This window comes from Collinsella sp. AF11-11, assembly GCF_003465485.1.
Taxonomy (GTDB): Bacteria; Actinomycetota; Coriobacteriia; order Coriobacteriales; family Coriobacteriaceae; genus Collinsella.
In genome coordinates this window covers 1-24,437 of the sequence record NZ_QSAS01000007.1, presented here as the reverse complement: position 1 = coordinate 24,437, position 24,437 = coordinate 1, and the positions used below count along the sequence as shown (strand labels likewise).

Genomic DNA, 24,437 nt, shown 5'->3' with positions numbered 1-24,437 from the left:
GGAATGCGCGCCACCTACCACGAGCATCATAGGAGCATGCCCCCCGCCACCAGCATGGCAAGCATCGCGAGCTCGGCCCATTGCAGAAACCATCCGGCCAAATCCCCCGTCACCCCGCCGAAGCGGGACAGGGCAACATGGCGGTACCACGCGAGCACCAAAAGCCCCGCCACCGCCATAAGGGCGCCGACGGCCTGAGCGCACGCGACCATCCCTGCAGCCGAAGCCGCAGCGAAAGCGCAAAGCGGCACGACGATCGCCGCGCGCTTCTTAGCAGGTGAGAGCCCCGCGGCCATGCCGTCCGCACGCGCGGCAGGCCAGCATTCAACGGCGAGCCCCGAAAGCGAGCGGGAGAACACGAGCGAGCACAGAAGCGCGAGGAACGCCCCCGCCGTAAGCGACAACGCGGTGAAAAGGGAAAACTGCAGAATAAGGTACACAACAACACCGATGACCCCGAAGGCGCCCGCCCGCGGATCGTGCATGATCTCGAGCTTTCGCTCGCGCGGGGCCCAACTTGCAAGCGCATCGGAGGTGTCGCAGAGCCCGTCTAGGTGGATGCCTCCCGTCACCGCCACAGGCAGCGCCACGAGCACGGCCGCGACGATGGTCGCGGGCACGCCGAGCAGGTTCGCCACGTGCCCCCACGCCGTCATGAGGAAGCCTTCCGCAAGGCCCACCAGGGGAAACGCGGCAAGTGCATGGGTTGACCCGAAATCGGTCCAGGCCGATTTCGGGACGGGGATGCGCGAGAACGTTCCGAACGCCGCGCCGATTGCCTCTGCTATCTTCACCTTGTAGGTCCTTCACCTTTCATCCACACGGGAATCCCGCATACCACTTCGACTGCGCGGTCGGCCAGCGCCGCCACGCCCGCGTTCACGCGCGCGAGCGCGCGCCTCCATGCCTCGGTCCCCTCATCGTAGCGCATCCCATCGGCGAACACGTCGACGGTGACCACCACCGTATACGCAGCGGCCTGAGCGAGCCGTTCGATGCCTCCGAGCACCTCGCGCGCCGCAGCGTCGGGGTCACGTGGGGACAAGCCGCCTTCCGCGAAAAGCTCGTTCGCAACCAGGTTGCCCACGTCCTCCAAAAGAAGCGTGCAGCCGCGCGGAAGCCCGGGCACTGCGTCGCCCACGTCACGCGTGCGCTCGAGGGTGGAAAACCCCTTGCCCTCGCGCAGCGCCCGATGGCGCGCGATGCGGCGGGCGCCCTCTTCCCCGAAGGGCTCCATCGTTGCCAGGTACACGCGGGGGCCGTCCTGCCCGAGGCACAGGGACTCGGCGTAGGCGCTCTTGCCGCTCGCGGCGGCGCCGATGACGAGCGTCACCGTCATTTCCCGGCCTCGAAATGCTCGTAAGCAGCCATGCCAGTCGCCGTGAACGTCTTCCCATCCCGGTACACGCGCAGCGCCGAATCCAGAAGGGGCAGATACGCCATGGCGCCCGCGCCCTCGCCCAAGTGCATGCCTGCGTCGAGGGGCGCCTTTATGCCGAGCTCGCGAAGGAGCTCGTGGCTTGCGGGTTCGCTTGATGCGTGGGTGCCCACGAGGTAGCCCAAGGCGTTGGGGCACAGGCGCACCGCGCACAGGGCCGCCGTGCAGGATATAACCCCATCGAGGAGCGCCGGCGCCTTCGAGGCCGCGGCCCCCAGGTAGAAGCCGCACATCGCCGCGATGTCGAAGCCGCCCACCTTCGAGAGCACGTCGATCGGGTCGGCGGGATCGGGCGAGTTCGCGTCGATAGCGCGCTCGACCACGTCGCGCTTGCGCGCGAGCGAGGCGTCCGAGAGCCCCGCGCCGCGCCCGACGAGGCTCCGCACGTCCGCCCGGATGAGCACTGCGGCCACCGCCGCCGAGGTGGTCGTGTTGCCGATGCCCATCTCGCCCGCGGCGAGAAGGCGCACGCCGGCGCGGACAAGCCCGCACGCGACGGCGATTCCGACCTCGATCGCGCGCACGGCCCCATCGCGAGACATAGCGGAGCCGTGAGCGATGTTGCCGCTCCCCCGCCGCACGTTCGCGCGCACCATGCGCGCGTCTTCTATGCCCCGGGCCATACCCACGTCGACGGGCACGACCTCGGCACCCGCGAACGCCGCCATGCGGCAGGCGCTCGCGGCCCCCTCGCACATGTTACGCGCGACGGCTCGCGTCACGTCTTGTCCGCTTTGCGACACGCCTTCGGCAACGACCCCGTTGTCGGAGAAGAATACCGCGAGCGCACGGGGAAACTCGGCCACCTCGGCGCTCCCCTGAGCTGCGGCGATACACGCGACGGCGTCTTCAAAGTCGCCCAATCCCCCCAAGGGGTGCGCGATGGAGTCCCACGCGGCGTACGCGGCGGCACGGGCGCACTCGTCTGCGGGCGCGATCCGGGAAAGCGCGGCTTCGAGCACGGCGCCCGGAGCCGACGAGAACGCTCGCTCGACTTCCTCGCGGATGCAGGCAAGCGCGGTTTCGGTTGCTTCAGCCATGCCGTCTCCTCTCTGCGAACGACGCTGCGGCAGACGCGAACGCGCGCGCAACGTCGGGGTTAGCAGGATAGTACACATGCGGGAAGCCCGCCACCAGGGACGGGGTGGTCGTCATGCACGGCCAGCCCTTGTCGCGCCGGGGCTTCTGCGCCCAAAAGTCGCCGCCCGGGCAGGTGGACTGCCAGTAGTGGAACTCGTGCGCGCGGATGCGTGTGCCGCGCGGCCCGTAGAGCCCGTCGCGTTGGGAAGTAAGCTCCACGTACCCGAAATGGGACAGCCTTCCCCCGTTCTCGCTTGCGCCCTCAAGGGCGCCCGCAACAGGCCAGCGCCGCCCCTCGCTATCGGCGATTTCGCGCTGCAGGTACAGAAACCCACCGCATTCGGCGACCGTCGGCATGCCGGATTCCACCGCGCGCCGCACCGCCTCGCGCATCGGCGCGTTCTCGGAGAGCTGCCGCGCATGGAGCTCCGGGTAGCCGCCCCCCAGATAGAGGGCGCTTGTCCCCCGGGGCAACTCGCTATCACACAGGGGGCTGAAAAAGGCCAGCTCGCAACCCAGATCCTCGAGCGCGCGCAGGTTCTCCTCGTAGTAGAACGAGAACGCCTCGTCACGCGCAACGGCGACGATGGGCCGCGCTCCCGCGATCGGCTCCAACCGGTAAGGTTCCTCGCGGATATCGGGTGCCGTCGCCGCTATTTCGAGCAAGCGGTCGACGTCGATGCTCTTTTCCACCAGCTCGGCCATCTTGTCGATGCGCGCGGAGAGCTGCTCGACCTCGTCGGCGGTCACAAGCCCCAGATGCCGGCTTTCGAGCGAGAACGCCTCGTCGGCGGGGATATTCCCCAAAACCGCGACGCCCGTGTGCTTCTCGATCGCAGGCGCCGCATAGGCGCAGGCAGCGGCGCTCGTCTTGTTCAGCACGACGCCGCGCACGTTCGCACAAGGCAGGAACTCGGCGATGCCGCGGATTACAGCGGCGAGCGATAAAGACGCCCCGCGCCCGTTCACCACTAAAACGACCGGCGTTTCCGTGTCGCGCGCAACCTGGTAGCTGCTCGCGTCGGCCACGCCGGGCGCCATGCCGTCGTAGAAGCCCATAACCCCCTCGAGCACCGCGACATCCGCGCCCGCGACGCCGCGTGCGAGCAGGGCGCGCAGCGTCGGGGCGTCGGTGAAGAAGCCGTCTAAATTGCCCGAGCGCGCACCCACGACGCGGCGATGAAAGAGCGGGTCAATGTAGTCGGGGCCGCATTTGAAGGCCGCGCATGCAAGGCCGCGGCGCGCGAGCGCGCGCAGGAGCGCGCACGTTACGACCGTCTTGCCGCTCCCGCTCGAGGGCGCAGCGACCATGAAGCGCGGGATGGACGTGCTCACCGGGCGCCGCCTTCCCCACCTGCGGCGCTGCAGTAAGCAAGCGAGACCACCTCAACGGATGGGTTCCCCTCGACAGAGAGGTCCTCCCCGACAGGCGACTCAGCAAGCGCGCCGACTTCGGCAAGCTCCTCGGCATCCGCGCCCGCACCACGCGCGCTGACGAGGAACACGGGGTTTTGCGCCTTCATAAGATGGTGCGAGCCTACAGCCTCGGCACGGGCGGCCGACACCTGGCACGCCTCGAACCCCTTAAAGCGCGAACCCGAGAGGAGCGCGAACGCCTCGGTGAGCGTCTCAACGGTGACGCATGGCACGCACAGGCGAACCTGCGAGTTCTTCTCGAGCGCCGCCTCCACGATGGAGGGAAGCTCGCCCGCGCTCCCGCCGACGAACACGGCGTCGGGGACGGGCAGTTTCGCGAGCGCTTCGGGGGCGACACCGGGGACCACATGCACGTTGCCGCACCCGAATGCATCCGCGTTCTCTCGGATGAGCCGCACGCCGGCCGCGTTGCGCTCGACCGCCCATACCGACCCCGCTCGCGCGACGAGCGCCGCCTCGATCGAAACGCTCCCCGTGCCGGCGCCGACATCCCACACGGTGTCGGTCGCGGTAAGGCGCAGCTTCGCGAGCGCGACGGCGCGCACCTCCTGCTTGGTCATGGGAACGTCGCCGCGGATGAAGAGCTCGTCGGGAATGCCCGAGGAAGCGTACGGCCAGCGGGAGCTCGCGGCGCGGGATGCGCCCGCAGAGTCCGCCGCGAAAGAAGCCGCCGCGGGCGCAGACGCGCCGGCCGGCGCCTCGGAGGCTGCGCTAGAGCCCGCAGGCGAACCGGCGCAGCCTGCGAACTCGATAAGCATCACGTTCAAGTCGTCGAACGTCTGACCTGCGATTTCACTTGCGGTCGCGCAGGTGATGCGCTCGTCGGGGTACGACAGGCGCTCGGCCACCGTCACGCGCGCGTCCCCGAAGCCCGCCTGCACAAGCTCGCCCGAAAGCCGCGAGGGGTCTTCCCCGCCCGACGTGGCGAGGAAGAGCTCACCTGCGCGCTCGGCCTCGGCCACGATGTCGCACGCCACGCCGTGAGCGCTCGCGAAGCGCCAATCCTGCCATGGACGCGCGAGGCGCGCGGCGAGATACGACGCTGAGCTTATGCCGGGAATGACGCGCACGTCCACCTGCGCGTCGCCGGAGAGCGCCTCCACCAGGCGGCGCGCGCCGCTGAACAGCCCCACATCGCCCGTCATCACGACCACGGCGCGCTGCCACGACGCCGCATCGGTGAGCGCGGCGACGATGTCCGCCGTCTTCACGAGCTCGCATCTCACCACATCGGGCGGCACGTCGATGCTGACAAGCGCGCGATGAGCGCCGATGACCACGTCGGCGATGTCGATCGCGTCGAGCGCCGCGCGCGAGAGCAAGTCGGGGTTTCCGGGCCCCGCCCCGATGATCGTTACCTTTCGCATGGAATCTCCCGATACCCGCGCGGCGTGACCATACGGCCGCCTACGCGCTTCGTGTCCGCGTTGCCGACGAACACGGTGGTGAACATGTCGGCGTCGAACTCCCCCAGCTCGGAGAGCCTGCACATGCCCGACTGCTGCCCCTCGCGCCCGATGTTGCGTACCCAGCCGCAGAGCGTGTCGGGGGCCTTCCATTCGAGCATAATCTTCGCCGCGCGCGAGAGCCTATCGGCGCGCTTTCTGCTGCGCGGGTTGTACAAACAGATGCAGAAGTCGGCGCTCGCCACGGCGGCGAGCCTGCGCTCGATGACCTCCCACGGCGTGAGCAGGTCGGAGAGCGACACGACCGCGAAGTCGTGGGCAAGCGGGGCGCCGAGCACCGCCGACCCGCTCTGAGCCGCGGTGGCCCCGGCGATAACTTCCACGTCTACATCGGGGTAGTCCTCAGCAAGCTCCAGCACGGGGCTCGCCATGCCGTACACGCCCGCGTCACCGCTGCACACAAGCGCCACGGCTTCTCCGCACTGCGCGCGCGAAAGCGCCAGGCGGCACCGTTCGACCTCGTGCATCATCGGCGTCGCGAGATGCGCCGCGTCGGGCACGGCGGCGAGCGCGAGCTCCACGTATTTCGTATACCCCACAACGATGTCGGCCGCCTCGAGCGCGCGCCGAGCCGCAATCGTCATGCCGTCGGGGCCGCCCGGGCCGATCCCCACCACGAAGAGCTTTCCCATCACCGCTCCTTAAACGAAAGTTCGATAGTTACCTTGGAAAACGCGACGGTCACGCCGCCGTGAGCGAGCTTCGGGAAGATAAGTTTGCCCCCGCCCGCGAGCGCCGCGCGCTCGCACACATTGTCGACCCCCACCGTCGCGCGCACGAAATCAGATGGCGAAACGCTACCTTCGACCTGCGACAACTCCTCTGCGGAATACGTCGCAAGCGGAATCTTGCGCGCGCGGCAGAAGGCGAGCAGACCCTCCTCGTGCGCCTTCACGTCGATCGTCGCCGCCTCGCGCACGGCCGAAGGCGAGATACCCGCCTGCCCGCACGCGAGAAGAAACGCCTCCCCGATCGCTTCGGCGCACGCACCGCGACGGCACCCTATGCCCGCAACGATGCAGGGCACGACAAGGCGAAGCGGCTCGGGCGCAGGCGCCTGCGCCCGCACGCCCGCCGGCTTCCCCGTCTCACCGGCGGGCACGACATCGCCCGTCGTCTCCGCTGCGCGAACGGACGCACCTGCATTCGCGCCAGCGAACGGCGACACGACAATATCGGCCCGAGCGCGGTCGGACGCAATGTCAACCCCCTCAGGCGGCTGTCCCGAAATCGGCATGTCGGAATAGAGCACCACGCGCCCGCCCGAAAGCAGCCGCGCCGACACTCGCTTGATGGCCTCGGGATTCGAAACGGCGAGCCCCGCACAGCGCGCCCACGTATCCACCGCCCACACGCCGCGGACGTCGGTCGCCGTGGTGATGACGGGGATGGCCCCTGCCGCGCGTGCCACAGTTTGCGCAAGCTCGTTCGCACCGCCCAAATGCCCCGACAAAAGCGGGACGGCAAAGCGCCCCGCCTCGTCGATCGCCACAACCGCGGAATCGCTTGCCTTCGAGGCGACATGCGGCGCGATCGCCCGCACGGCGATGCCCGCCGCGCCCACGAACAGGAGCGCGTCCGACGCTTCCCACGCGAGCGCCGTCCATGCGCGCAGGTCGGCCTTCCCCTCGCCGAACCCGCGCGAAACGGAAACGTCCCAGCCAGGGTCATCTTCACCTGTCTGCGCGCAATCGGAAAGCGCGCGTGCGGTGCGCTCCGCCAACGCATATCCCCTCTCAGTGAACGCTATGCAGGAAACCCTCATCTAGCGCACCACCATCGTCGAGAAGTAGCTGCCCCGATCGGGCACATCGTCGACCGAGCGGTACACGCGCTCGCCCGGAAGCCCACAGTCCTCTACGAGCTCGGCACCGTCGAAGGCGCCCTCCTCGCGAAGGATACACTTCGTGTCCGCAAGCGAGCGGCGCGCCTTCATGACCACCTTCGTCCCCGGCCAGCTGATTGCGCGGCGCACGTCGTCGTAGCCGCCGGGCACGATGTGCAGAGGCGACGACATCTCGGGCGTGAGGTCGCGCTCGAGCGCCGCGGCGACCGCGCAGAAGCTCGGCACGCCGGGAATGGCGCGCGCCTCGAACCCGCGGGCGCGCACGTCGGGCGCTATGCGCTGGAAGGTGGCGTAGATGCTCGGGTCCCCCAAGTTCAGCAGCGCGACGTCGCGGACCGCATCCAGGTGCGCGACAAGCTCGCGAACAAGCGAGGCATGCTCGGCCGCGCGGCGCTCGACGTCGCACGTCATCGAGAATCGCACGGGGATCACCGTCTTGCCTGTAAGGTCGACGGCGCCGCGCACGATGTCGAGCGCGACCATGGCCCCGTCCGCCGTCTGCGGTGCGGCGATGACCGGACACGATTCGATTGTGCGGACGGCCTTGATCGTGAGCAGCTCGGGGTCGCCAGGCCCCGTGCCCACGCCGTACAGCACGCCTTTACTCATACGTCGCCCCCAATTCCCCGATAACAGCATCGGCGCCCGACGTGCGGAAAAGCTCGCGGCGCCCGGCGTCGAACACGACCGCGGCGATGTCGCATGCGCCCGCCGCGCGGCGGCGCAACCTGTCCTCGATTGCCGCAGCGAGCGAGGCGCGCACAGCGTCCCCCACGCCAGCGGCCTCGATTACCTCAAGCGCCGTCGTGGTCGTGACCGACGACATGATCTCGTGCACGGTCTTCGCGCCCGCGCCGGCCAAGGCCGCGTGGGCGGCCAGAATCTCCGCGCGGCAGTCGGCGGTACGCGAATGGGTGTCCATGATGCCGCCCGCGACCTTCACTAGCTTGCCGATGTGTCCCACAAGAAGGACATTGGTAAATCCCTCGCGAACGCAGCAATCAATCGCATCGCCCACAAAGTTGGAGATGAAGACCACCGGCGCACCGTTTAGGTGGAAATGCCCCGAGATGAACTGCCCGCCGTAGTTGCCGGGCGTGAGCACGACTCCGCGCCGCCCCATAGCCGCATGCTGCCGGATCTCGAGCTCGATGCTGTCGCGCAAGGCAGCGAGGCTGCGCGGCTCGACGATGCCCGTCGTGCCCAGGATGGAGATGCCGTCCTCTATCCCCAGGTGCGGGTTGAAGGTCTTTTCGGCAAGGGCAACACCCTCGGGTACCGAAATCGTCACAGCAATATTTCCAGAAAAGCCATGCGCGACGCACACCTCGCGCACCGCCGAAGTGATCATCGCGCGCGGCGTCGCGTTGATGGCGGCCGCCCCCACCGGCTGCTCGAGCCCGGGCAACGTCACGCGCCCCACGCCCACGCCGCCATCGACGGAAATTTCCGATTCGCGCGCGGGCACGCCCTTGCTGCCCGTAGCACCCGTGCCCGACCCCGCATGTTCCACGCGCGCGTACACGAGCACGCCGTCGGTCACATCGGCATCGTCGCCTGCGTCCTTTCGCACGGCGCACTGGGCGCACCCCTCGCCGATACATGCGTCTACCACGTTCGCCTCGACGGGCAGCCCGCCGGGGGTGACGATCGACACGCGGCCGACGGGCTTTCGTGACAAGAGCATCTCACAGGCCGCCTTCGCCGCGAGCGCGGCGCAACTCCCCGTGGTGTAGCCGCAGCGCAGGCGGGTCGTCCCGGTATATATGTAGTGCTCGAAGGCCACGCTAGCTGCTCGCCTTCCGATACCCCGTGGCAAACGAAGGGTCGTAAAGCTTGCTGCGCTCGTACGACTCCGCTTGCGCGCCGTCGTGCGCAAGCCCGCCGCGAGCTCCGAGCACGCGGCCCACCACCACGAGCGCCGTGCGGTCGATGCCCTCTCGCGCGCCCGCATCGGCGAGCGTGCCCACTGTGCAGCGCACCACGCGCTCCTCAGGCCAGGTCGCCTTGTACACGAGCGCCGCCGGCTCGTCGGAGCTGCGGCCCGCGGCCAAAAGCTCGGCGGAAAGCTCGGCGAGCATACCCGAGCTCAGGAAGATAACCATAGTCGAGCCGCTTTCCGCCATGGTGCGCATGCCCTCGCCCGCGGGCATGGGGGTACGTCCGGAAAGCCGCGTGATCACGACCGACTGGCTGATTCCCGGCAGCGTGTATTCCTGGCGAAGCGCCGCCGCGGCACCGCAAAAGCTCGACACGCCGGGCACCACCTCGTAGTCCACGCCGCGCGCGTCGAGCGCGTCCATCTGCTCCTGGATGGCGCCGTACAGGCACGGGTCGCCCGTGTGCAAGCGCACCACTTCCTCGCCCCGCGCATCTGCCGCGCACATCACGTCGAGCACTTCCTCCAAGGTCATGTGCGCGCTGTCGTAGACGATGCAGGATTCCTTGCACTCAGCGAGCAGCTCGGGATTCACAAGGCTTCCCGCCCAAACGACCACGTCGGCCGCGCGCAGAAGGCGCGCCCCGCGCAGCGTGATAAGGTCGGCGGCGCCCGAGCCTGCGCCAACGATATGAATCATCCGAGCCTTCCCTTCCCGTTTCTCATCGCAACCGTTTACGCCGCCCTTCGCGCAGCGGGCAAAACACGGCGCCCGCAGCGGCAATCGGCGCAAATACGCAGGCAGGAGGCGCAATGCCGCCCGCCCTGGCTTTGACACGTTCACAAGTGCCCACTATCATAGTAAAAGATTCGGCAACGAGCATATGACAATCGGATAAAAGGAAATGACCGGCGCGGCGCCCGCACAGCCCGCGCTGGCTTGCGGAGGGAACCAGGTGGGAATCCTGGGCAAGGGACATTACTGTATAGGACGCGCGGGCGAACCGCCTCGCGCCCCAAGCCAGACTGCTTCGCCTTTTCCTCACGGCATCGCCGTGGCGTTAGCTCCTTGTGAACCCCGAGGGGTGCGCTTTTCTTTCGCTTGTGCCGACAAGCAACTGTCGCCGGGGGACCGGCAAACCGAGGAAAGGAAAAACCATGTCCGACCAGATGTCACGCCGCAGCTTCATGGGCGCCGCAGCAACCGGAGCCGTCGCGCTCGCCGGAATCACGCTCGCGGGCTGCTCCAGCACCTCCGCAAGTTCCGAGAAATCGAGCGAAAAGGAGAAGGCCGTGAAGCCGGTCATCCTCGTCACGAGCTTCGGCACGAGCTACAACGACTCGCGCCACATCACCATCGGCGCCATCGAAGACGCTATCCGCGAGAAGTACTGGCAGGACTACGACATCCGCCGCGCCTTCACCGCGCAGATCATCATCGACAAGCTGAAGAAGCGCGACGGCATCACGATCGACAACATGACCGAGGCGCTCGACCGCTGCGTGAAAGACGGCGTGAAGGAAATCGTCGTGCAGCCGACGCATCTCATGGGTGGCCTGGAATACACCGACGTGAAAGACGAGCTCGACAAGTACGCCGACAAGTTCGACAAGATCTCGCTCGGCGACCCGTTGCTCACCTCCGACGACGACTACAAGAAGGTGGCCGCAGCCATTAAGGAGAACATGGCGTCCTTCGACGACGGCAAGACGGCGCTGTGCCTCATGGGCCACGGCACCGAAGCCGATTCCAACGCCGACTATGCCAAGATGCAGGAAGTGTTCAAGAACGAGGGCTTGACACAGTTCTTCGTCGGCACCGTCGAGGCTGAACCGACCTGCGAGGATGTTATCGCCGCCGCGAGCGCCGCAGGGTACAAGAAGGCCGTGCTCGCGCCGTTCATGGTGGTCGCGGGCGACCACGCGAACAACGACATGGCAGACGAGACCGACCCCGACAGCTGGGCTGCGAAGTTCGTGGCCGCCGGCTTCGAAGTGACGTGCCTGCTCCAGGGTCTGGGACAGAACGTCGCGGTCGACGACATCTACGTCTCACACGTGGACGACGCCATCGCCAAGCTCTAAACTCGCCGCGCACGGGGGCGCCGGTCGCGTCCCCGTGCAACGGGCATGCGCCTTCCCCGACCGACGGCGCATGCCCGTTGCATTCGCATCCCGCCCGACCACCGCACGGCGCGGGCGGTCGAAGCGATTGAAAGGAACCCCTCCATGTTGAAGAAAACCCTCGTCTTCGCCCTGTCGGCGGCGCTTCTCGCGTTCTCGCTCGCCGGCTGCGCCGGAAATTCAAGCGACAGCGCAAAGGCAAGCGATGCCGATTCCCAGGAAAGGACCGAACAGGCGGCAGATGCGCCCGAGGGCACAAGCGCTGCCCCCATCACCGCCGACAAGGTGGCCGACGGCACCTATCCGATCACCGTAGATTCCAGCTCAAACATGTTCAGGATTGTGGACGCACAGCTCATCGTGGAAAACGGCTCCATGCACTGCGTGATGACGCTTTCCGGCACGGGCTACGGCAAACTCTTCATGGGCACGGGCGACGAGGCTGCCGCCGCGAGCGAGGCCGACTTCATCCCCTATGTGGAAAACGCGGAAGGCAAGTACACCTACGACGTGCCCGTTGAAGCGCTCGACGAGGACACCGCCTGCGCCGCGTGGAGCATTAAAAGGGAGCGGTGGTACGACCGCACGCTCGTGTTCGAATCCGCCGGCGTCGATCTGCGCGCCGACGCACTGAAGTAACGCCATGCGGTCGATTCTTCCCAAGGGGGAAAACAGGAAGCGCCACAGCATCGCGGCGCGCGCGATCGCCTGCGTTCTCGTCGCCCTGCTCGCGCTTCCCTTCGCGGGGTGCAGTGCGAGCCCGAACGCGACCGGTGGCACGGCGGGCTCTCAGGAATACACTGTGAGCGTCTCGCTTTCCGGCGGGTCAGGGCGCGCAAGCATCGCCTCACCCACCACAATTGTGAAGGATGGCGACACCTACACCGCGACCATCACCTGGTCGAGTTCGAACTACGACAAGATGACCGTCGACGGCGTGGACTACGCGCCCGTAAACGACGGCGGCAACTCCACGTTCGAGATACCCGTCACGCTCGACGAGGACATCGCCGTGTCGGCCGAGACCGTCGCCATGTCGACGCCGCACACCATCGACTACACGATCCACTTCGACTCATCCACCATGAAGGAGAAATCGGGCGACGATGCAAGCGGCGGCTCCCCTGCAGGAACGGCTTCAAGCGCCGCGGCCGACTTCCACAACGCCGATTTGGGCTGCGGCTGGGAGCCGACGGGGGCGCTTCAGCTTGAATACGCCGAGCACTTCACTGTCGACGAGTTCGAAGGCGGTCTGCGGCTTATCTGCGTTTCGAATGGAGAACGTTTCCTCGTGGTGCCGCAAGATGCGAAGGTACCTGATGGGTTGAGCTCCGACATCGCGGTCATAAGGCGCCCCGCCAACAAGGTGTACCTCGTGTCGTCGGCGACGATGTGCCTAGTCGACGCGCTCGATGCGAACGACAATATCATCATGTCGGGCACGAAGGCCGACGACTGCTCGGTCGTGGGCTTCAAAAGCGCACTCGAAAGTGGGGCGATCGCCTACGGCGGCAAGTACAGCGCGCCCGACTACGAGCGAATATCGGCCTCGGGCTGTACGCTCGCCATCGAGAACACCATGATCAACCACACGCCCGATGTGAAGGAAAAGCTGCAGAAGCTCGGGCTCGTCGTGCTCACCGAACAGTCGTCGAGCGAGCCCGAAGCACTCGGGCGCGTCGAGTGGATTAAGCTTTTCGGCGTCCTGTTCGACAAGGAAGACGAGGCCGCGCACCTGTTCAACGAGCAGAAGGCCCGCGTCGAGCAAACGTCGGGGCTCGCGTCGTCAGGTAAAACCGTGGCGTATTTCTACATTAACTCGAACGGGGCCGCCGTCATGCGGCGGGCGGGCGACTACGTGGCGCAGATGATCGAGCTTGCAGGCGGCAGCTATGCGCTCGATGACGCGCAGACGGCGTCGACGTCAGGTTCGTCAGTAACGCTCGAAATGGAGCGCTTCTACGCGACGGCGAAGGATGCCGACATCATCGTCTACAACGGCACCATCGACGAATCGGTTACCACCTTGAACGACTTCGTAGGCAAAAACGCGCTATTGTCGCAGTTCAAAGCCGTGAAGAACGGCAACGTCTGGGTCACAAGCGCCGACATGTACCAGCAGATGACTTCTACCGCCGACATTATCGACGAGCTGCACGGGGCGTTCACCGGCGATGACGCGAGCGACTTCCATTATCTGAGGAAGCTCGGTTAGCGCCATGAGAAGCCGGCTTTCCATGGCATACGACGAATCGGGGCGCGCCGCGCGGTGTCGCGTCGTGACGGCGCTGCTCGCTGTTGCCCTCATCGTGCTCGTCGGGGCCAACCTGTGCATCGGGAGCGTGCTCGTGCCCACAGACCACATCCCCGGCATCCTTTCGGGCGGCGCGGCCAATTCCATGGAAAGCCAGGTCATCTGGGAGATTCGCCTGCCGCGCGTGCTTTCAGCCGTGCTTCTCGGCGGGGCACTTTCGCTTTCCGGGTTCCTGCTGCAGACGTTTTTCAACAACCCCATCGCCGACCCGTTCATCTTGGGCGTCTCCTCGGGCGCAAAGTTCGTCGTCGCGCTTACGATGATCGTACTTCTAGGCGCGAACATGGCCATGTCTTCGCCGGCCATGGTGGCCGCAGCGTTTCTGGGCTCGCTTATCACCATCGGCTTCGTGCTCCTCATCGCACGGCGCATAAGTTCCATGGCCATGCTCATCGTGGCGGGCGTCATGGTGGGATACATCTGCTCGGCGGCGACGAACTTCCTCATCGCCTTCGCCGACGACCAGTCCATCGTGAACCTGCACAACTGGTCTTTGGGTAGCTTCTCGGGTTCGAGCTGGGACGACATCGCGGTCATCGCGGTCGTGGTGATCACCGTGAGCGCATGCGTATTCGCGATATCGAAGCCCCTTTCCGCCTTCCAGCTGGGAGAAGCCTACGCGAAAAGCGTCGGCGTGAACGTCGAACGCTTCCGCGTGGTGCTCGTCCTTCTAGCGAGCATGCTCTCCGCCTGCGTGACCGCGTTCGCTGGTCCGGTGTCGTTCGTAGGCATCGCGGTTCCGCATCTCGTGAAGTCGGCGCTAAAGTCGTCGAAGCCCATCCGCGTGATTCCTGCGTGCTTCTTGGGAGGCGCCATCTTCTGCGCGGGCTGCGATTTGATCGCGCGCACGCTTTTCTCTCCCGTCGAGCTTTCCATCAGCGCCGTCACCGCCATCTTCGGCGCTCCGGTGGTTATCGCGCTCATGTTGAAGAAGCGGGTGAGGTAGATGGGGGAATTCGTGCCGCGGCCCAAAACGCTCGGAGGGGACATTCCATGCTTAGACAGTCCTGAGCTCGCACGAAAGCGCCAGAAGGCACTTTCGGCTCGTGCGGAACTGCGCGCGGAACGCCTCCTCCGAGCGGAGCCGAACCTCGAAACTACGGTCGAAACGCAGGCTGACGGAGCGCCGCTTTTCCACATAAGCGACCTGTCGGCGGGCTACGACAAGAAGGTCGTAGTCGAAGGCGTCGATCTGGAGGTTCGCGCGGGCGACGTCGTGGCGCTCATCGGGCCGAACGGCTCGGGCAAGTCGACCATCTTGAAAACCATCACACGCCATCTGGCACCGCTTGCCGGCGCGGTCGAGCTCGACGGGCGGGAGATTTCCCGATGGAAGACGGCGGAGTTTGCAAGGAACCTTGCCGTTATGCTGACAGATCGCCCCCGGACCGAGCTCCTCACCTGCCGCGATGTCGTAGAGGCGGGAAGGCACCCCTACACCGGGCGAATGGGCACACTCTCGCCCGACGACCATAGTCGGGTCGACGAGGCCATGAAAACCGCACATGTGGAAGAGCTCGCCGAGCGCGACTTCATGCAGATAAGCGACGGGCAACGCCAGCGCGTCATGCTCGCACGCGCCATCGCGCAGGATCCGCGTGTGCTCGTGCTCGACGAGCCCACGTCATATCTCGATATCCGCTACCAGATCGACCTGCTGCGAATACTTCGCCACCTTGCGAAATCGCGGAATGTGGCTGTCATCATGTCCATCCACGAACTCGAGCTCGCGCAGAAAAGCGCCGACAAGGTGATTTGCGTGAAGGACGGCCGGGTCTTCCGCGCCGGCGCACCCGAGGACATATTCACGCGCGAGACGATTGGCGAGCTCTACGGCCTTCAACATGGCACCTTCAACGAGCGCTTCGGCAGCGTGGAAATTGGACGCCCGCACGGCGATGCGCACACGTTCGTCATCGCCGGCGCAGGTACGGGGTCGGCTGTGTTTCGCCAGCTCATCCGGCAGGGCAAGGCGTTCTACACGGGCGTTCTGCACGAAGGGGACATCGACTGCGAGCTCGCGCGCGACCTGGCGGCGGAATGCGTGGCCGAGCGCGCCTTCGAGCCGATCGGGGATAGAACCATAGCCCGCGCCAAAGAGCTCCTCGTCCACTGCGCGCGCCTTATCGTGTGTCCCGCCGCCTTCGGCACCATAAACGCCCGCAACGCAGAGCTCGTCGAGTTCGCACGCTCGCACGGTATCGAGGTCATGCGAGCGTGCGAAGGCGCATCGGAGGATTCCCAATTGGAGTGGAAAGGATAAACTGGACTTTCTTTTAAGGATCCTCAGGCTACAGCTCCTACGCCGGCGAGGTCTACAAGGCGCCGGAGAACTTCATGAACAGGAATTTCCACGCCGACGAGCCCAATTAGGCCTAATCCAAGCGAGATTCCAGACTCGACAGGCCATTGAGAGTCAGGTCGTTGGCGACCTCAGAGACGCGCTCAATAGGAACCGAGCCGTCAGACAGCGCCCACGTGCGATAGATACCGATAATGCCTGACAGCAAAAACGCCAGATAGTAGTCGAACATCTCATCCTTAAGGCCTTGGGGCAGCAGATTGCGCTCGGCAATCTCGTGCTCGAGAGGTGCACGAAGACGAGCCATAAAATCATCGAGCGGAATGTTCTCGATCAGCTGACGATTGAGCACGAGGTTATTGCAAAGTGCCTCGTTGATGGTCTTAAAGAAGGTAGCCGCCGCTCCAAGGGCGCGCTCGTTGGGGTCACTGCCCATAGTGGAAAGCGTCTTTTCGACCGAGTCGACGATCATCTCGACCACATCGGCGGCGATGGCATCGAGCAGGCCGTCGACCGTGCCAAAGTGCACGTAGAAGGTCTTGCGATCGACATTTGCCTCACGCGCGATGGCACTCACGGTAATATCGGCAAGCGGTTTATCCATCAGCAGGCGCTCAAACGCAGAAAGGATGGCATTGCGGCTGCGAACGATGCGGCGGTCGAGGCGCGGTTTGCTGGTGTCCATGGACGTGTCCCTTCGGAATGTGAGTATTCATCAACAGATGAGAGTTAATCTACGTAAGAGGATTATCCCCCATCCGGCACAAAAAAGCCCGGCAACATGAAGAACGCACGACCAACTGTTACGCCTTAGGGAGCTTCTTTTTGTTCAAAGCAGCCGGGGACACACGAATGCCGTCACCTGTCTGGCGCACATAGGCCTTATGCGAGGGTTTGGCGGCCCCAGAAGCCTTCTGAGCATGCTGATTGGGATCCACGGTAACCGCATTCACAGGATGGGGCTTTGCAGGCTTAGAGGACGTCTGAGGCGATCGTCCGAGCTTGCGCATCGCGCGATCCCAGCGTGAGTGGATACTCTCGTTGTGAGCGCTCTTAAGACCCAGCAGGGGCGCGGCCAAAATCGTCGGCGCGATAAACGTAATGAGGCGCCACAGCAGATAACCGGCGGTCGACGCCGACCCAAAGAAATGACCCAGGAACAGCGCGAAGCCACCCTCGGCACCGCCGGTGCCACCGGGCAGGGGAACAGCAGAGCTCAGCAGCTGGACAAAGGCGCTCGCGGCCATGACCGAAAAAAAGTCGACCTCGTGGTGGCCAAAAGCAAGCATCAGGAAATATGGAACCAGATAGAAAAACGCGAGCTGCAGCATGGTGATAAACACGGTGAGCAGCATGGAAGAAAAATGTCCGGCCGAAAGCTTGAACTTCTCGGAGAAGGAGTAGATCTCGCCATCGACAAACGTGCGCCATCCCTCGATCTTAGTGGCCGAGACACCAATGCGCTCAAGCCAATTGATGATGCAATGGGCGACGCGCGTGACGGTCTTAGGCATGAGCGCGACGGCGAAGATGCCAAGCAAGATGCAGCAGTGCCCACCAAAGCTAAAGACACACAGCAGCGTCATGTCGCCATAGCGCTCGGCAAAAAACGGCATGCGAGCAAGCAGTAGGATAGCGCCCCAGGCAACGAGGCCAAACTGATACACGATAAAGCGCGTGAATTGCGTGGCTCCGGCCTCGCCGACATTTTGGCCCGCTTTGGTCAAGCGGTAGATCTGGGCAGGCGTAGAGCCCATCATCATGGGCGTCAGGTTGCCAAAGAAAATGCCACTCGCCTCGACCGAGATCAGATCGCGAATGCCGACGGGTGAATTGGGGTCGAGCCAGACGGCGATCGCATAGGCCACAATGCCAAAGAACAGATACATGAACATGCAAAGACACGCGACAACGAGCCAGGGCGCCTGGACGCTCGACATAGCAGCCCAGAACTGCCCCATCTGCCCGGTTACCACCAGATAGACGATATAACCCACCAGCACAACGCCGATAAAGATTGCGCCGCGGCGTGCGCTCTTATTGTCATCGCCGCCCGAGGCCTCAACCTCGACCTGGGGCTTGGACGTATGCTGAGAGGACTCCGTCATGAGACTCCTTCTAACAGTCAAAATATCATGGTTATTGTACCCGTAAGGGCCATAAGCAGAACGCAAAGCTCTTGTTCAAACGGGAATGACAGACAGTTGTTTGATAATAAAAAACCCGGCCTTCCGTGGAAAGACCGGGTATCAGATGCGTGGTAGCCCGTACCAGATTCGAACTGGTGATCTCCGCCTTGAGAGGGCGGCGTCCTAAACCGCTAGACGAACGGGCCATAGGCCTCGGCAGAAAAGAAGTGGTAGCCCGTACCAGATTCGAACTGGTGATCTCCGCCTTGAGAGGGCGGCGTCCTAAACCGCTAGACGAACGGGCCACATGACATCTGCACTGCCGTGCTGCGAGGAAATATATTACGGGACAAAAAACATCAGCGCAAGAAGAAATTCCAAATTGCCGAAAAATTGTCGACAGGTTATGGAACGCGCAGGTCAACTAATTAGCTAATTCAAGTTGAGATGAGCCAGGAGGGCTTCGCGGTTGTTGGGGATGTTGTCCTCGATCACGGCGTCGAGGGCGGCGTTGAGAAGCTGTCCCAGCTCCGGCCCCGGCTTGACGCCGGCGCGGATCAGGTCGCCACCATTGATGGCAAGCATCTTGAGTGTATAGGGCTCCCCCGCCTGCAGCAGATCGTGGGCGAGCGTACGCATCTCCTCGATCGTCTCGACGTAATAGAAGCACGAGGGCGCCTTGCCCAGCGTGTCGGCACGCTTAAGGTCCATAAGCTCGTCCATCAGGCGCGGCGTATCGACGCCCTCGCCCGAAAGCAAGCGCATCATATTGAGCAAGCAGGAGCGCTCGGGGCGCAGCGGCTTGTCGTGGTACTTAATGAGCAGGCACACGTCGCGGACCAAGTCGTGCGAAAGCGCCAAGCGATCCATGATGGCGCGCGCCTTCTTGGCCCCGAGCTCGGGGTGACCGTAAAAGTGGCCGCCGCCCGCATGGTCGACCGTAAAGCAATCGGGCTTGGAAACGTCGTGCAAAAACGCCGCCCACATTAGGCTCATTGAGGGTGTAAAGCCGTCGCACAGCGCCAACTCCCCCGCCACCGTCAGCACGCGGGCGATATGCTCGTAGACGTTAAACGCATGATAGACGCTGCGTTGATCAAACCCGCGAGCGGACGCGAGCTCGGGCACCGCGGCGCAAACAAGCTCGGGGTAGCGCAGCATCGCGTCTCCCCCATGGCCGGTCGAAAGGATACCCTCGAGCTCAATGCCCACGCGCTCGCGCGCCACAGCATCGAGCAGCGGCGCGCACTCGGCAAGCGCCTGTTTAGTCTTAGGCTCGATCATAAAATCCAGACGGCAGGCAAAACGCACCGCGCGCAGCATGCGAAGCGCGTCCTCGTTAAAACGACGCTTGGGATCTCCAACGGCGCGGATGAGCTTGCGGTCTAGGTCGCCCTGACCATCGTAGCGGTCGACAAGACCACGCTCGGGATGCCAGGCCATAGCGTTAACGGTAAAGTCACGACGCGCCAGATCGTCCTCAAGCGACGCCGCACGCTCCACACTCTGGGGATGGCGGCCGTCGGTGTAAAAGCCGTCTAGGCGGTAGGTGGTGACCTCAATGCGCTCATCATCGCAAATAGCCGTGATGCCGCCAAATTTTATGCCCGACTCAACCACGGCAATATCAGCCGCTTCGAGCGCCTCTTTGGACTCCTGCCACAGGCCGCTGCAGCACATGTCAACATCGTGGCTGGGGCGTCCCATCAGGGCATCACGTACCCAACCGCCCACGTACCAAGCCTCAAGACCTGCTGCCTCAAGCGCACGCAGGACACGGATAGAGGCATCGGTCGGCTGCGTACCGTTGAGCGAAACATTGCACATGCCTATGGCCTCCTGCGACTATCAAATTGGCTATCGATTGCGTCTGCAAGAAGTCTAGCAAGAAACAGCCTCCACTGCACACGCAAGTCCGATAAACAAAAACGCATCCGTCCTGGTCTAAGACGGATGCGAAATAATTGAACTATTCAGGCAAGGTGCCGGAACTAGCAAACCTGACGGATTGCAATACCCTTCTGATACTCATCGACCTTGGCAAAATCGCCCAGACCCGGGCACTCGACCACGTTGGCGCCGGTGGCCATCGAGAGGCGCAGGGCATCCTCGACGCGCTCGGGGGCGTCGTGCCACACGGACAGGAAGGCGGCCAGCGAGGAGTCGCCCGCGCAGACGGTCGACAGCAGCTTGACGTCGAAGGTGCGGTTGGCAAACCAGATGTGCTCGCCGTTGGAGAAGTACGCGCCGTCGCCGCCGAGCGTCAGCAGTACATTCTTAGCGCCCTTGGCGTGCAGCTCGGCCATGGCGCCCTTGACGGACTCGTCGTCGCCACCGCTCACCTTAATGCCAAAGATGTCGAGCAGCTCGTCGTCGTTAGGCTTAATGAGCAACGGCTCCATAGCAATGAGGTCGGCCAGCTGATGGCTCGAGATATCGAGCACGAACTCGGCGCCCTTCGCCTTCACGCGACGCAGGACCTCTGCCAGGAAGCTCTCGGAGGTGTTGGGGGGCAGCGAGCCGCTGATAACCAGGCAGGTCATGTCATCGAGCGAATCGATAAGCTCAAACATCTCCTGCTCGTTGGCTTCGTTGATGGCGGCACCGGCGTTGACCATGTTGTACTCGGTGTCGGGACCGGCGTTGAGGAACACGTTAACACGCGTGATGCCGTCAGCCCACACGGGCTTGACGGGCACGCCCAGGGCCTCGGCGCCCTTAACGATATACTCACCCGAGAAGCCGGCGAAGAAGCCCAGGATCGTGGTGTCGACGCCGTAGTGGTCGAGCGTAAACGAAACGTTGAGACCCTTGCCGTTGGGGGTGTAGACAGCGTTACGGGTGCGGGTAACGGTGTTGGCGGACAAGCCATCGCAGGAGATGTTGTAGTCAATAGCGGGATTTGCAGTAAGCGTGTAAATCATGAATGTTCCTTTCACGAAGCAACGTGTTAATGAAAGTATATTCCACGCTTCGGCAAAAGGCTACAACAACTCGGTGGACGGTGTGGAACGCGTGAAGCGCGGCTCCGAGGTTCGAGTGGGACAAAAAACGGCGCCCCGGTCGAAACCGGGACGCCGTATGCGCACGAGTTTGTCGTGTTTCGCTTACTTGCGATCGAGCTTGCGAACGGCAACGCGCTTGCTGTACTCGTCGACGTGACCAAAGTCGCCGATGCCGACGGACTCAGCAACGTTGGCGCCGGTGGCCATAGCGAGCTTCATGGCCTCCTCGACGTTGTCGCGATCCCTGTACCACTTGTGCAGGAACGCAGCGAGGGTGCAGTCGCCGGCGCAGACGGAAGAGACAAGCTTGATGTTGAACTCACGCTTGGCATACCAGATGTCCTCGCCGTTGGAGAAGTAAGCGTCACCGCGGCTACCACGGGTGAGCAGCACGTTCTGGACGCCGGCCTCGTGAGCCAGCTTCATGGCAACGCGGACCTCGTCGTCGGTGTCGACCGGCACGCCGAAGATAGCCTTCATCTCGTGATGGTTCGGCTTAATGAGCAGCGGCTTCTTGTGAGCGAGCTCCTTGAGCTTGTCGGAGGACAGGTCCAGGACGACGTCGGCGCCACGGGCCTGAGCGTGCTCCATGACCTGAGCCAGGAAGTCGGGCGTAGCTTTGGGAGGCACGGAGCCGGAGACGATCAGGCACTCAAGGTCGCCCGCGGTGTCCAGGATGTTGTAGAGCTCCTCCTGATGCTGCGGCGTGATCGGAGCACCGGGGTTCAGGATGCCGTACTCGTGCTGGCCATCGTTGACGTAGGTGTTGATGCGCGTGATACCGTCGGTCCAGACCGGGCGGCACAAGCAGCCCAGGTTCATGACCTCCTCGACGATAAACTTGCCCGTAAAGCCAGCGAAGAAGCCGAGCGCGACGGTGTCGACGCCCATCTTCTTAAAGGCGAAGGACACGTCGAGGCCCTTGCCGTTAGCCGTGTAGCTGGCCGAACCGGTGCGGACGTTCTCGTCGGGCTCGAGCGGAGAGCTCGAAACCGTCATGTCGACAGCCGGGTTAGCGGTTAGCGTGTAGAACATTTACAGTACCCCCTGTATATGTGAGGGCCGCGTGGCCGGCCCATTCCAACCACGCGGTTACCTCTGATACCAAATTAGCGAGCTGCGGACTCGAGCAGTGCCTTGACCTCGGCGGCGGTGTTGCAGGCGAGCGCCTTCTCGGCGAGCTCGTCGCACTCGGCCTTGGTCCACTGGCTGATGGTCTTGCGGGCGCGTAGGATCGACGGAGCGCTCATCGAGAACTCCTCCAGGCCCCAGCTGATCAGCAGCGGCTCGAGCAGCGGATCGGCAGCGGCCTCGCCGCACATACCGACCATGATGCCGGCCTTAACGCCGCTCTCGATGATGTTCTTGAGCGAGCGGAGCACGGCGGGATAGTACACCTGGTACAGGTTAGAGATGGTGTCGTTGCCACGGTCGGCGCACATGGTGTAGCCGATTAGGTCGTTGGTGCCGATAGAGAAGAAGTCGGCGACCTCGGCCAGACGGTCTGCGAGCAGCGAAGCGGCGGGCGTCTCGACCATAATGCCGACCTCGATGTTCTCGTTGAACTTGCGACCCTCTTCGGTCAGCTCGGCCTTGCACTGCTCGACGAGCTCCTTGACAGCCAAGACCTCCTCGACGCAGGTGACGAGCGGGATCATGATCTTGACGTCACCGAAGGCGCTAGCGCGCAGCAGAGCGCGGAGCTGTACCTTGTACTGGTCGGGATTGGCCAGGCAATAACGCACGGCGCGGAAGCCCATGAAGGGGTTATCTTCCTTGACCATGTGCAGATACGGAATCTCCTTGTCGCCGCCCACATCGAGCGTGCGGATGATGACCGGAGCACCCTTGAGCGCGCTGGCGACCTTACGGTAGGCGTTGAACTGCTCCTCCTCAGAAGGAAGCTCAGCAGAGTCCATGAACAGGAACTCGGAGCGGAACAGACCGATGGCCTCGGCGTCGTGATCGAGCGCGTTGGGCACGTCATCGGGGTTACCGATGTTGCAGGCGATGATCTTCTTGATGCCATCGGCAGTCACAGACGGCTTGCCACGGAAGGCCTCGAGGGCTGCCTTCTCGGCAGCGAAAGCCTCGGCCTTGGCGGTGTAGGCTGCGAGCGTCTCCTCGTCGGGATCGGCCTCAACGATACCCTTGCCGCCGTCGACGACAACGGTCATACCGTTGCGCAGCGCGGTGCAGCTGTTGGAAACCGAAAGGACAGCCGGGATCTCGAGGGCGCGCGCAATGATCGCGGAGTGCGACGTGCGGCCACCGGTCTCGGTAACGATACCGGCAACGTGGGCCTTATCGATCGTGGCGGTCATGGACGGCGTGAGGTCGTGCACGACAACGACGGTGTTCTCGGGCAGGACGGAGAGGTCGACGACCTCCTTGCCCAGCAGCTCGGCCAGAATACCGGTGCGGATGTCGGCGATGTCGGCCGCGCGCAGACGGAACATCTCGTCGTCCATGGACAGGAACATGTTCTCGAACATGGTCGAGGTGTCCATGAGCGCCTGCTCGGCGCAGGTACCGCCGTCAATGGCGGCGTTGATGGCGTCGGTCATGCCCGGGTCCTGAGCCAGGACAATGTGTCCGCTCATGATCTCGGCCTCGGCCTCGCCCACCGTCTCCTTCATGTGGTCGGCCTGAGCCTGGGTCTTCTCGCAGAAGACCGAAAGAGCGGACTGATAGCGCTCCTTCTCTGCTGCCGAATCAGCAACCTCGTGCGGCTCAAACGTCAAGTCGGGATCGACGGCGACCATGACGGTGCCGATACCGATGCCCTCGGAAGCGTTGACTCCCTGATACATTCCCATTCCTCTCTCCGTGTCATGTGATAAAGCGTTTTGCCATATCCATGACAAAAGAGCGCAGCTACCTTACAACAGGTCACTGCGCCCCCAAATATGAACTTAGTTGTTCAACATGCGACCCGTTTGAGTTCTACTCGCCAAGACCGCTCTTGATGAGCTCGATGGCAGCAGCCAGAGCCTCGGCCTCGTCAGCGCCGTCGCACTTGACCTCGACCTCGGTACCGCAGGGGATACCAGCAGCCATGAGGGCCATCGGGGACTTGCCGTTGACCTCCTTCTCGGGGGTGACGACCGTCACGTCGCAGGCGTACTTGCCCATGGTGGAGGCGAAGAGGCCAGCCGGACGCATGTGAAGACCCTGCGGATTGACGAGGGTAGCCTTCTCAGAAACCATAATTGACTCCTTTTTGTGTTTAACCCCTGTCATGCATGCGGCAGGAGTCAGATTCACGACGTTGTTTATATTAACTCACATCAAACGGTTTTTCATTGTGTTTCGCACGAATTGTTGGACAGATGTCGTTGTCGTCCGCTCGCCTGCCGGGCGGGGCGGTTAAGTTTGCTGCTCTACAGTCCTGCGCAAGACGGAAAGCACATTAAG

The 24,437-nt window shown here is 63.8% G+C and carries 22 protein-coding genes and 2 tRNA genes; 5 read left to right on the top strand and 19 right to left on the bottom strand.

Annotated elements, in window-relative coordinates:
- Window positions 1–26 precede the first annotated feature (26 nt).
- The 10 genes from cobS to cobM are packed head-to-tail and all read right to left on the bottom strand — an operon-like array spanning window position 27 to window position 9,846.
- A complete protein-coding gene (gene cobS / locus DWV58_RS05820) occupies window positions 27–794 on the bottom strand; it encodes an adenosylcobinamide-GDP ribazoletransferase (RefSeq protein WP_117716083.1) in 768 nt (255 codons plus the stop codon).
- Window positions 791–1,339 (bottom strand): bifunctional adenosylcobinamide kinase/adenosylcobinamide-phosphate guanylyltransferase, encoded by a 549-nt coding sequence (locus DWV58_RS05815; RefSeq protein ID WP_117716082.1) that lies wholly within the window; start codon window positions 1,337–1,339, stop codon window positions 791–793. The genes cobS and DWV58_RS05815 overlap by 4 nt, the downstream gene beginning before the upstream one ends.
- Window positions 1,336–2,478, bottom strand: a complete 1,143-nt coding sequence (gene cobT, locus DWV58_RS05810) for a nicotinate-nucleotide--dimethylbenzimidazole phosphoribosyltransferase (protein ID WP_117776481.1) — start codon at window positions 2,476–2,478, stop codon at window positions 1,336–1,338. Before cobT ends, DWV58_RS05815 begins: the two co-directional genes overlap by 4 nt.
- On the bottom strand, window positions 2,471–3,853 hold the full coding sequence (locus DWV58_RS05805) for a cobyrinate a,c-diamide synthase (RefSeq protein ID WP_233540521.1): 1,383 nt from the start codon (window positions 3,851–3,853) through the stop codon (window positions 2,471–2,473). Before DWV58_RS05805 ends, cobT begins: the two co-directional genes overlap by 8 nt.
- Window positions 3,850–5,322: a precorrin-6y C5,15-methyltransferase (decarboxylating) subunit CbiE gene (gene cbiE, locus DWV58_RS05800; RefSeq protein ID WP_117776480.1), complete on the bottom strand. Its 1,473-nt coding sequence runs from the start codon at window positions 5,320–5,322 to the stop codon at window positions 3,850–3,852. Before cbiE ends, DWV58_RS05805 begins: the two co-directional genes overlap by 4 nt.
- Window positions 5,310–6,053, bottom strand: a complete 744-nt coding sequence (cobJ, locus tag DWV58_RS05795; protein WP_117776479.1) for a precorrin-3B C(17)-methyltransferase — start codon at window positions 6,051–6,053, stop codon at window positions 5,310–5,312. The genes cbiE and cobJ overlap by 13 nt, the downstream gene beginning before the upstream one ends.
- A complete protein-coding gene (locus tag DWV58_RS05790; protein WP_117776478.1) occupies window positions 6,053–7,186 on the bottom strand; it encodes a cobalt-precorrin 5A hydrolase in 1,134 nt (377 codons plus the stop codon). The genes cobJ and DWV58_RS05790 overlap by 1 nt, the downstream gene beginning before the upstream one ends.
- Window positions 7,187–7,876 (bottom strand): precorrin-2 C(20)-methyltransferase, encoded by a 690-nt coding sequence (gene cobI / locus DWV58_RS05785; protein ID WP_117776477.1) that lies wholly within the window; start codon window positions 7,874–7,876, stop codon window positions 7,187–7,189. It lies immediately after the preceding gene.
- A complete protein-coding gene (gene cbiD / locus DWV58_RS05780; RefSeq protein WP_255413162.1) occupies window positions 7,869–9,053 on the bottom strand; it encodes a cobalt-precorrin-5B (C(1))-methyltransferase CbiD in 1,185 nt (394 codons plus the stop codon). The genes cobI and cbiD overlap by 8 nt, the downstream gene beginning before the upstream one ends.
- A gap of 1 nt (window position 9,054) precedes the next feature.
- Entirely contained in the window at window positions 9,055–9,846 is a 792-nt protein-coding gene (gene cobM, locus DWV58_RS05775; RefSeq protein WP_022094563.1) for a precorrin-4 C(11)-methyltransferase, read from the bottom strand.
- 458 nt (window positions 9,847–10,304) lie between these two features.
- On the opposite strand from cobM, the gene DWV58_RS05770 reads away from it, so the two are divergent.
- The 5 genes from DWV58_RS05770 (at window position 10,305) to DWV58_RS05750 (ending at window position 15,847) form a co-directional block, all read left to right on the top strand.
- On the top strand, window positions 10,305–11,231 hold the full coding sequence (locus DWV58_RS05770) for a sirohydrochlorin cobaltochelatase (RefSeq protein ID WP_117639389.1): 927 nt from the start codon (window positions 10,305–10,307) through the stop codon (window positions 11,229–11,231).
- A 144-nt stretch (window positions 11,232–11,375) separates the two neighbouring features.
- Window positions 11,376–11,909, top strand: a complete 534-nt coding sequence (locus DWV58_RS05765) for a hypothetical protein (RefSeq protein ID WP_117639387.1) — start codon at window positions 11,376–11,378, stop codon at window positions 11,907–11,909.
- Window positions 11,910–11,913: 4 nt separating this feature from the next.
- On the top strand, window positions 11,914–13,485 hold the full coding sequence (locus DWV58_RS05760; RefSeq protein ID WP_147345864.1) for an ABC transporter substrate-binding protein: 1,572 nt from the start codon (window positions 11,914–11,916) through the stop codon (window positions 13,483–13,485).
- A gap of 22 nt (window positions 13,486–13,507) precedes the next feature.
- Window positions 13,508–14,530 (top strand): iron ABC transporter permease, encoded by a 1,023-nt coding sequence (locus DWV58_RS05755; RefSeq protein ID WP_117776475.1) that lies wholly within the window; start codon window positions 13,508–13,510, stop codon window positions 14,528–14,530.
- Window positions 14,531–15,847 (top strand): ABC transporter ATP-binding protein, encoded by a 1,317-nt coding sequence (locus DWV58_RS05750; protein WP_117776474.1) that lies wholly within the window; start codon window positions 14,531–14,533, stop codon window positions 15,845–15,847.
- Window positions 15,848–15,959: 112 nt separating this feature from the next.
- On the opposite strand, the gene DWV58_RS05745 is transcribed toward DWV58_RS05750, so the two are convergent.
- From DWV58_RS05745 to DWV58_RS05705, 9 genes are all read right to left on the bottom strand, one after another.
- Window positions 15,960–16,571 (bottom strand): TetR/AcrR family transcriptional regulator, encoded by a 612-nt coding sequence (locus tag DWV58_RS05745; RefSeq protein WP_117776473.1) that lies wholly within the window; start codon window positions 16,569–16,571, stop codon window positions 15,960–15,962.
- A 118-nt stretch (window positions 16,572–16,689) separates the two neighbouring features.
- Window positions 16,690–17,994 (bottom strand): lysylphosphatidylglycerol synthase transmembrane domain-containing protein, encoded by a 1,305-nt coding sequence (locus DWV58_RS05740; RefSeq protein WP_117776472.1) that lies wholly within the window; start codon window positions 17,992–17,994, stop codon window positions 16,690–16,692.
- A 150-nt stretch (window positions 17,995–18,144) separates the two neighbouring features.
- A tRNA-Glu gene (locus tag DWV58_RS05735) sits at window positions 18,145–18,221 on the bottom strand.
- Window positions 18,222–18,243: 22 nt separating this feature from the next.
- A tRNA-Glu gene (locus DWV58_RS05730) sits at window positions 18,244–18,320 on the bottom strand.
- Between the two features lie 127 nt (window positions 18,321–18,447).
- Window positions 18,448–19,842: a CCA tRNA nucleotidyltransferase gene (locus tag DWV58_RS05725; RefSeq protein ID WP_117776471.1), complete on the bottom strand. Its 1,395-nt coding sequence runs from the start codon at window positions 19,840–19,842 to the stop codon at window positions 18,448–18,450.
- A gap of 164 nt (window positions 19,843–20,006) precedes the next feature.
- Window positions 20,007–20,939: a 1-phosphofructokinase family hexose kinase gene (locus DWV58_RS05720; protein WP_117776470.1), complete on the bottom strand. Its 933-nt coding sequence runs from the start codon at window positions 20,937–20,939 to the stop codon at window positions 20,007–20,009.
- 183 nt (window positions 20,940–21,122) lie between these two features.
- The gene (locus DWV58_RS05715; protein ID WP_055250439.1) at window positions 21,123–22,055 is read right to left on the bottom strand and encodes a 1-phosphofructokinase family hexose kinase; all 933 of its coding nucleotides are present in this window, start codon (window positions 22,053–22,055) and stop codon (window positions 21,123–21,125) included.
- Between the two features lie 74 nt (window positions 22,056–22,129).
- Window positions 22,130–23,833, bottom strand: coding sequence for a phosphoenolpyruvate--protein phosphotransferase (gene ptsP, locus DWV58_RS05710; protein ID WP_035138206.1), 1,704 nt, complete (start codon window positions 23,831–23,833; stop codon window positions 22,130–22,132).
- Window positions 23,834–23,966: 133 nt separating this feature from the next.
- The gene (locus DWV58_RS05705) at window positions 23,967–24,230 is read right to left on the bottom strand and encodes an HPr family phosphocarrier protein (RefSeq protein ID WP_022094575.1); all 264 of its coding nucleotides are present in this window, start codon (window positions 24,228–24,230) and stop codon (window positions 23,967–23,969) included.
- Window positions 24,231–24,437 lie beyond the last annotated feature (207 nt).

Coding starts and splice junctions, on each gene's coding strand:
- DWV58_RS05815 (WP_117716082.1), bottom strand. CDS start 1,339: ATGACGGTGACGCTCGTCATCGGCGCCGCCGCGAGCGGCAAGAGCGCC.
- cobT (WP_117776481.1), bottom strand. CDS start 2,478: ATGGCTGAAGCAACCGAAACCGCGCTTGCCTGCATCCGCGAGGAAGTC.
- cbiE (WP_117776480.1), bottom strand. CDS start 5,322: ATGCGAAAGGTAACGATCATCGGGGCGGGGCCCGGAAACCCCGACTTG.
- cobJ (WP_117776479.1), bottom strand. CDS start 6,053: ATGGGAAAGCTCTTCGTGGTGGGGATCGGCCCGGGCGGCCCCGACGGC.
- DWV58_RS05790 (WP_117776478.1), bottom strand. CDS start 7,186: ATGAGGGTTTCCTGCATAGCGTTCACTGAGAGGGGATATGCGTTGGCG.
- cobI (WP_117776477.1), bottom strand. CDS start 7,876: ATGAGTAAAGGCGTGCTGTACGGCGTGGGCACGGGGCCTGGCGACCCC.
- cobM (WP_022094563.1), bottom strand. CDS start 9,846: ATGATTCATATCGTTGGCGCAGGCTCGGGCGCCGCCGACCTTATCACG.
- DWV58_RS05770 (WP_117639389.1), top strand. CDS start 10,305: ATGTCCGACCAGATGTCACGCCGCAGCTTCATGGGCGCCGCAGCAACC.
- DWV58_RS05765 (WP_117639387.1), top strand. CDS start 11,376: ATGTTGAAGAAAACCCTCGTCTTCGCCCTGTCGGCGGCGCTTCTCGCG.
- DWV58_RS05760 (WP_147345864.1), top strand. CDS start 11,914: ATGCGGTCGATTCTTCCCAAGGGGGAAAACAGGAAGCGCCACAGCATC.
- DWV58_RS05755 (WP_117776475.1), top strand. CDS start 13,508: ATGGCATACGACGAATCGGGGCGCGCCGCGCGGTGTCGCGTCGTGACG.
- DWV58_RS05750 (WP_117776474.1), top strand. CDS start 14,531: ATGGGGGAATTCGTGCCGCGGCCCAAAACGCTCGGAGGGGACATTCCA.
- DWV58_RS05745 (WP_117776473.1), bottom strand. CDS start 16,571: ATGGACACCAGCAAACCGCGCCTCGACCGCCGCATCGTTCGCAGCCGC.
- DWV58_RS05740 (WP_117776472.1), bottom strand. CDS start 17,994: ATGACGGAGTCCTCTCAGCATACGTCCAAGCCCCAGGTCGAGGTTGAG.
- DWV58_RS05725 (WP_117776471.1), bottom strand. CDS start 19,842: ATGTGCAATGTTTCGCTCAACGGTACGCAGCCGACCGATGCCTCTATC.
- DWV58_RS05720 (WP_117776470.1), bottom strand. CDS start 20,939: ATGATTTACACGCTTACTGCAAATCCCGCTATTGACTACAACATCTCC.
- DWV58_RS05715 (WP_055250439.1), bottom strand. CDS start 22,055: ATGTTCTACACGCTAACCGCTAACCCGGCTGTCGACATGACGGTTTCG.
- ptsP (WP_035138206.1), bottom strand. CDS start 23,833: ATGTATCAGGGAGTCAACGCTTCCGAGGGCATCGGTATCGGCACCGTC.
- DWV58_RS05705 (WP_022094575.1), bottom strand. CDS start 24,230: ATGGTTTCTGAGAAGGCTACCCTCGTCAATCCGCAGGGTCTTCACATG.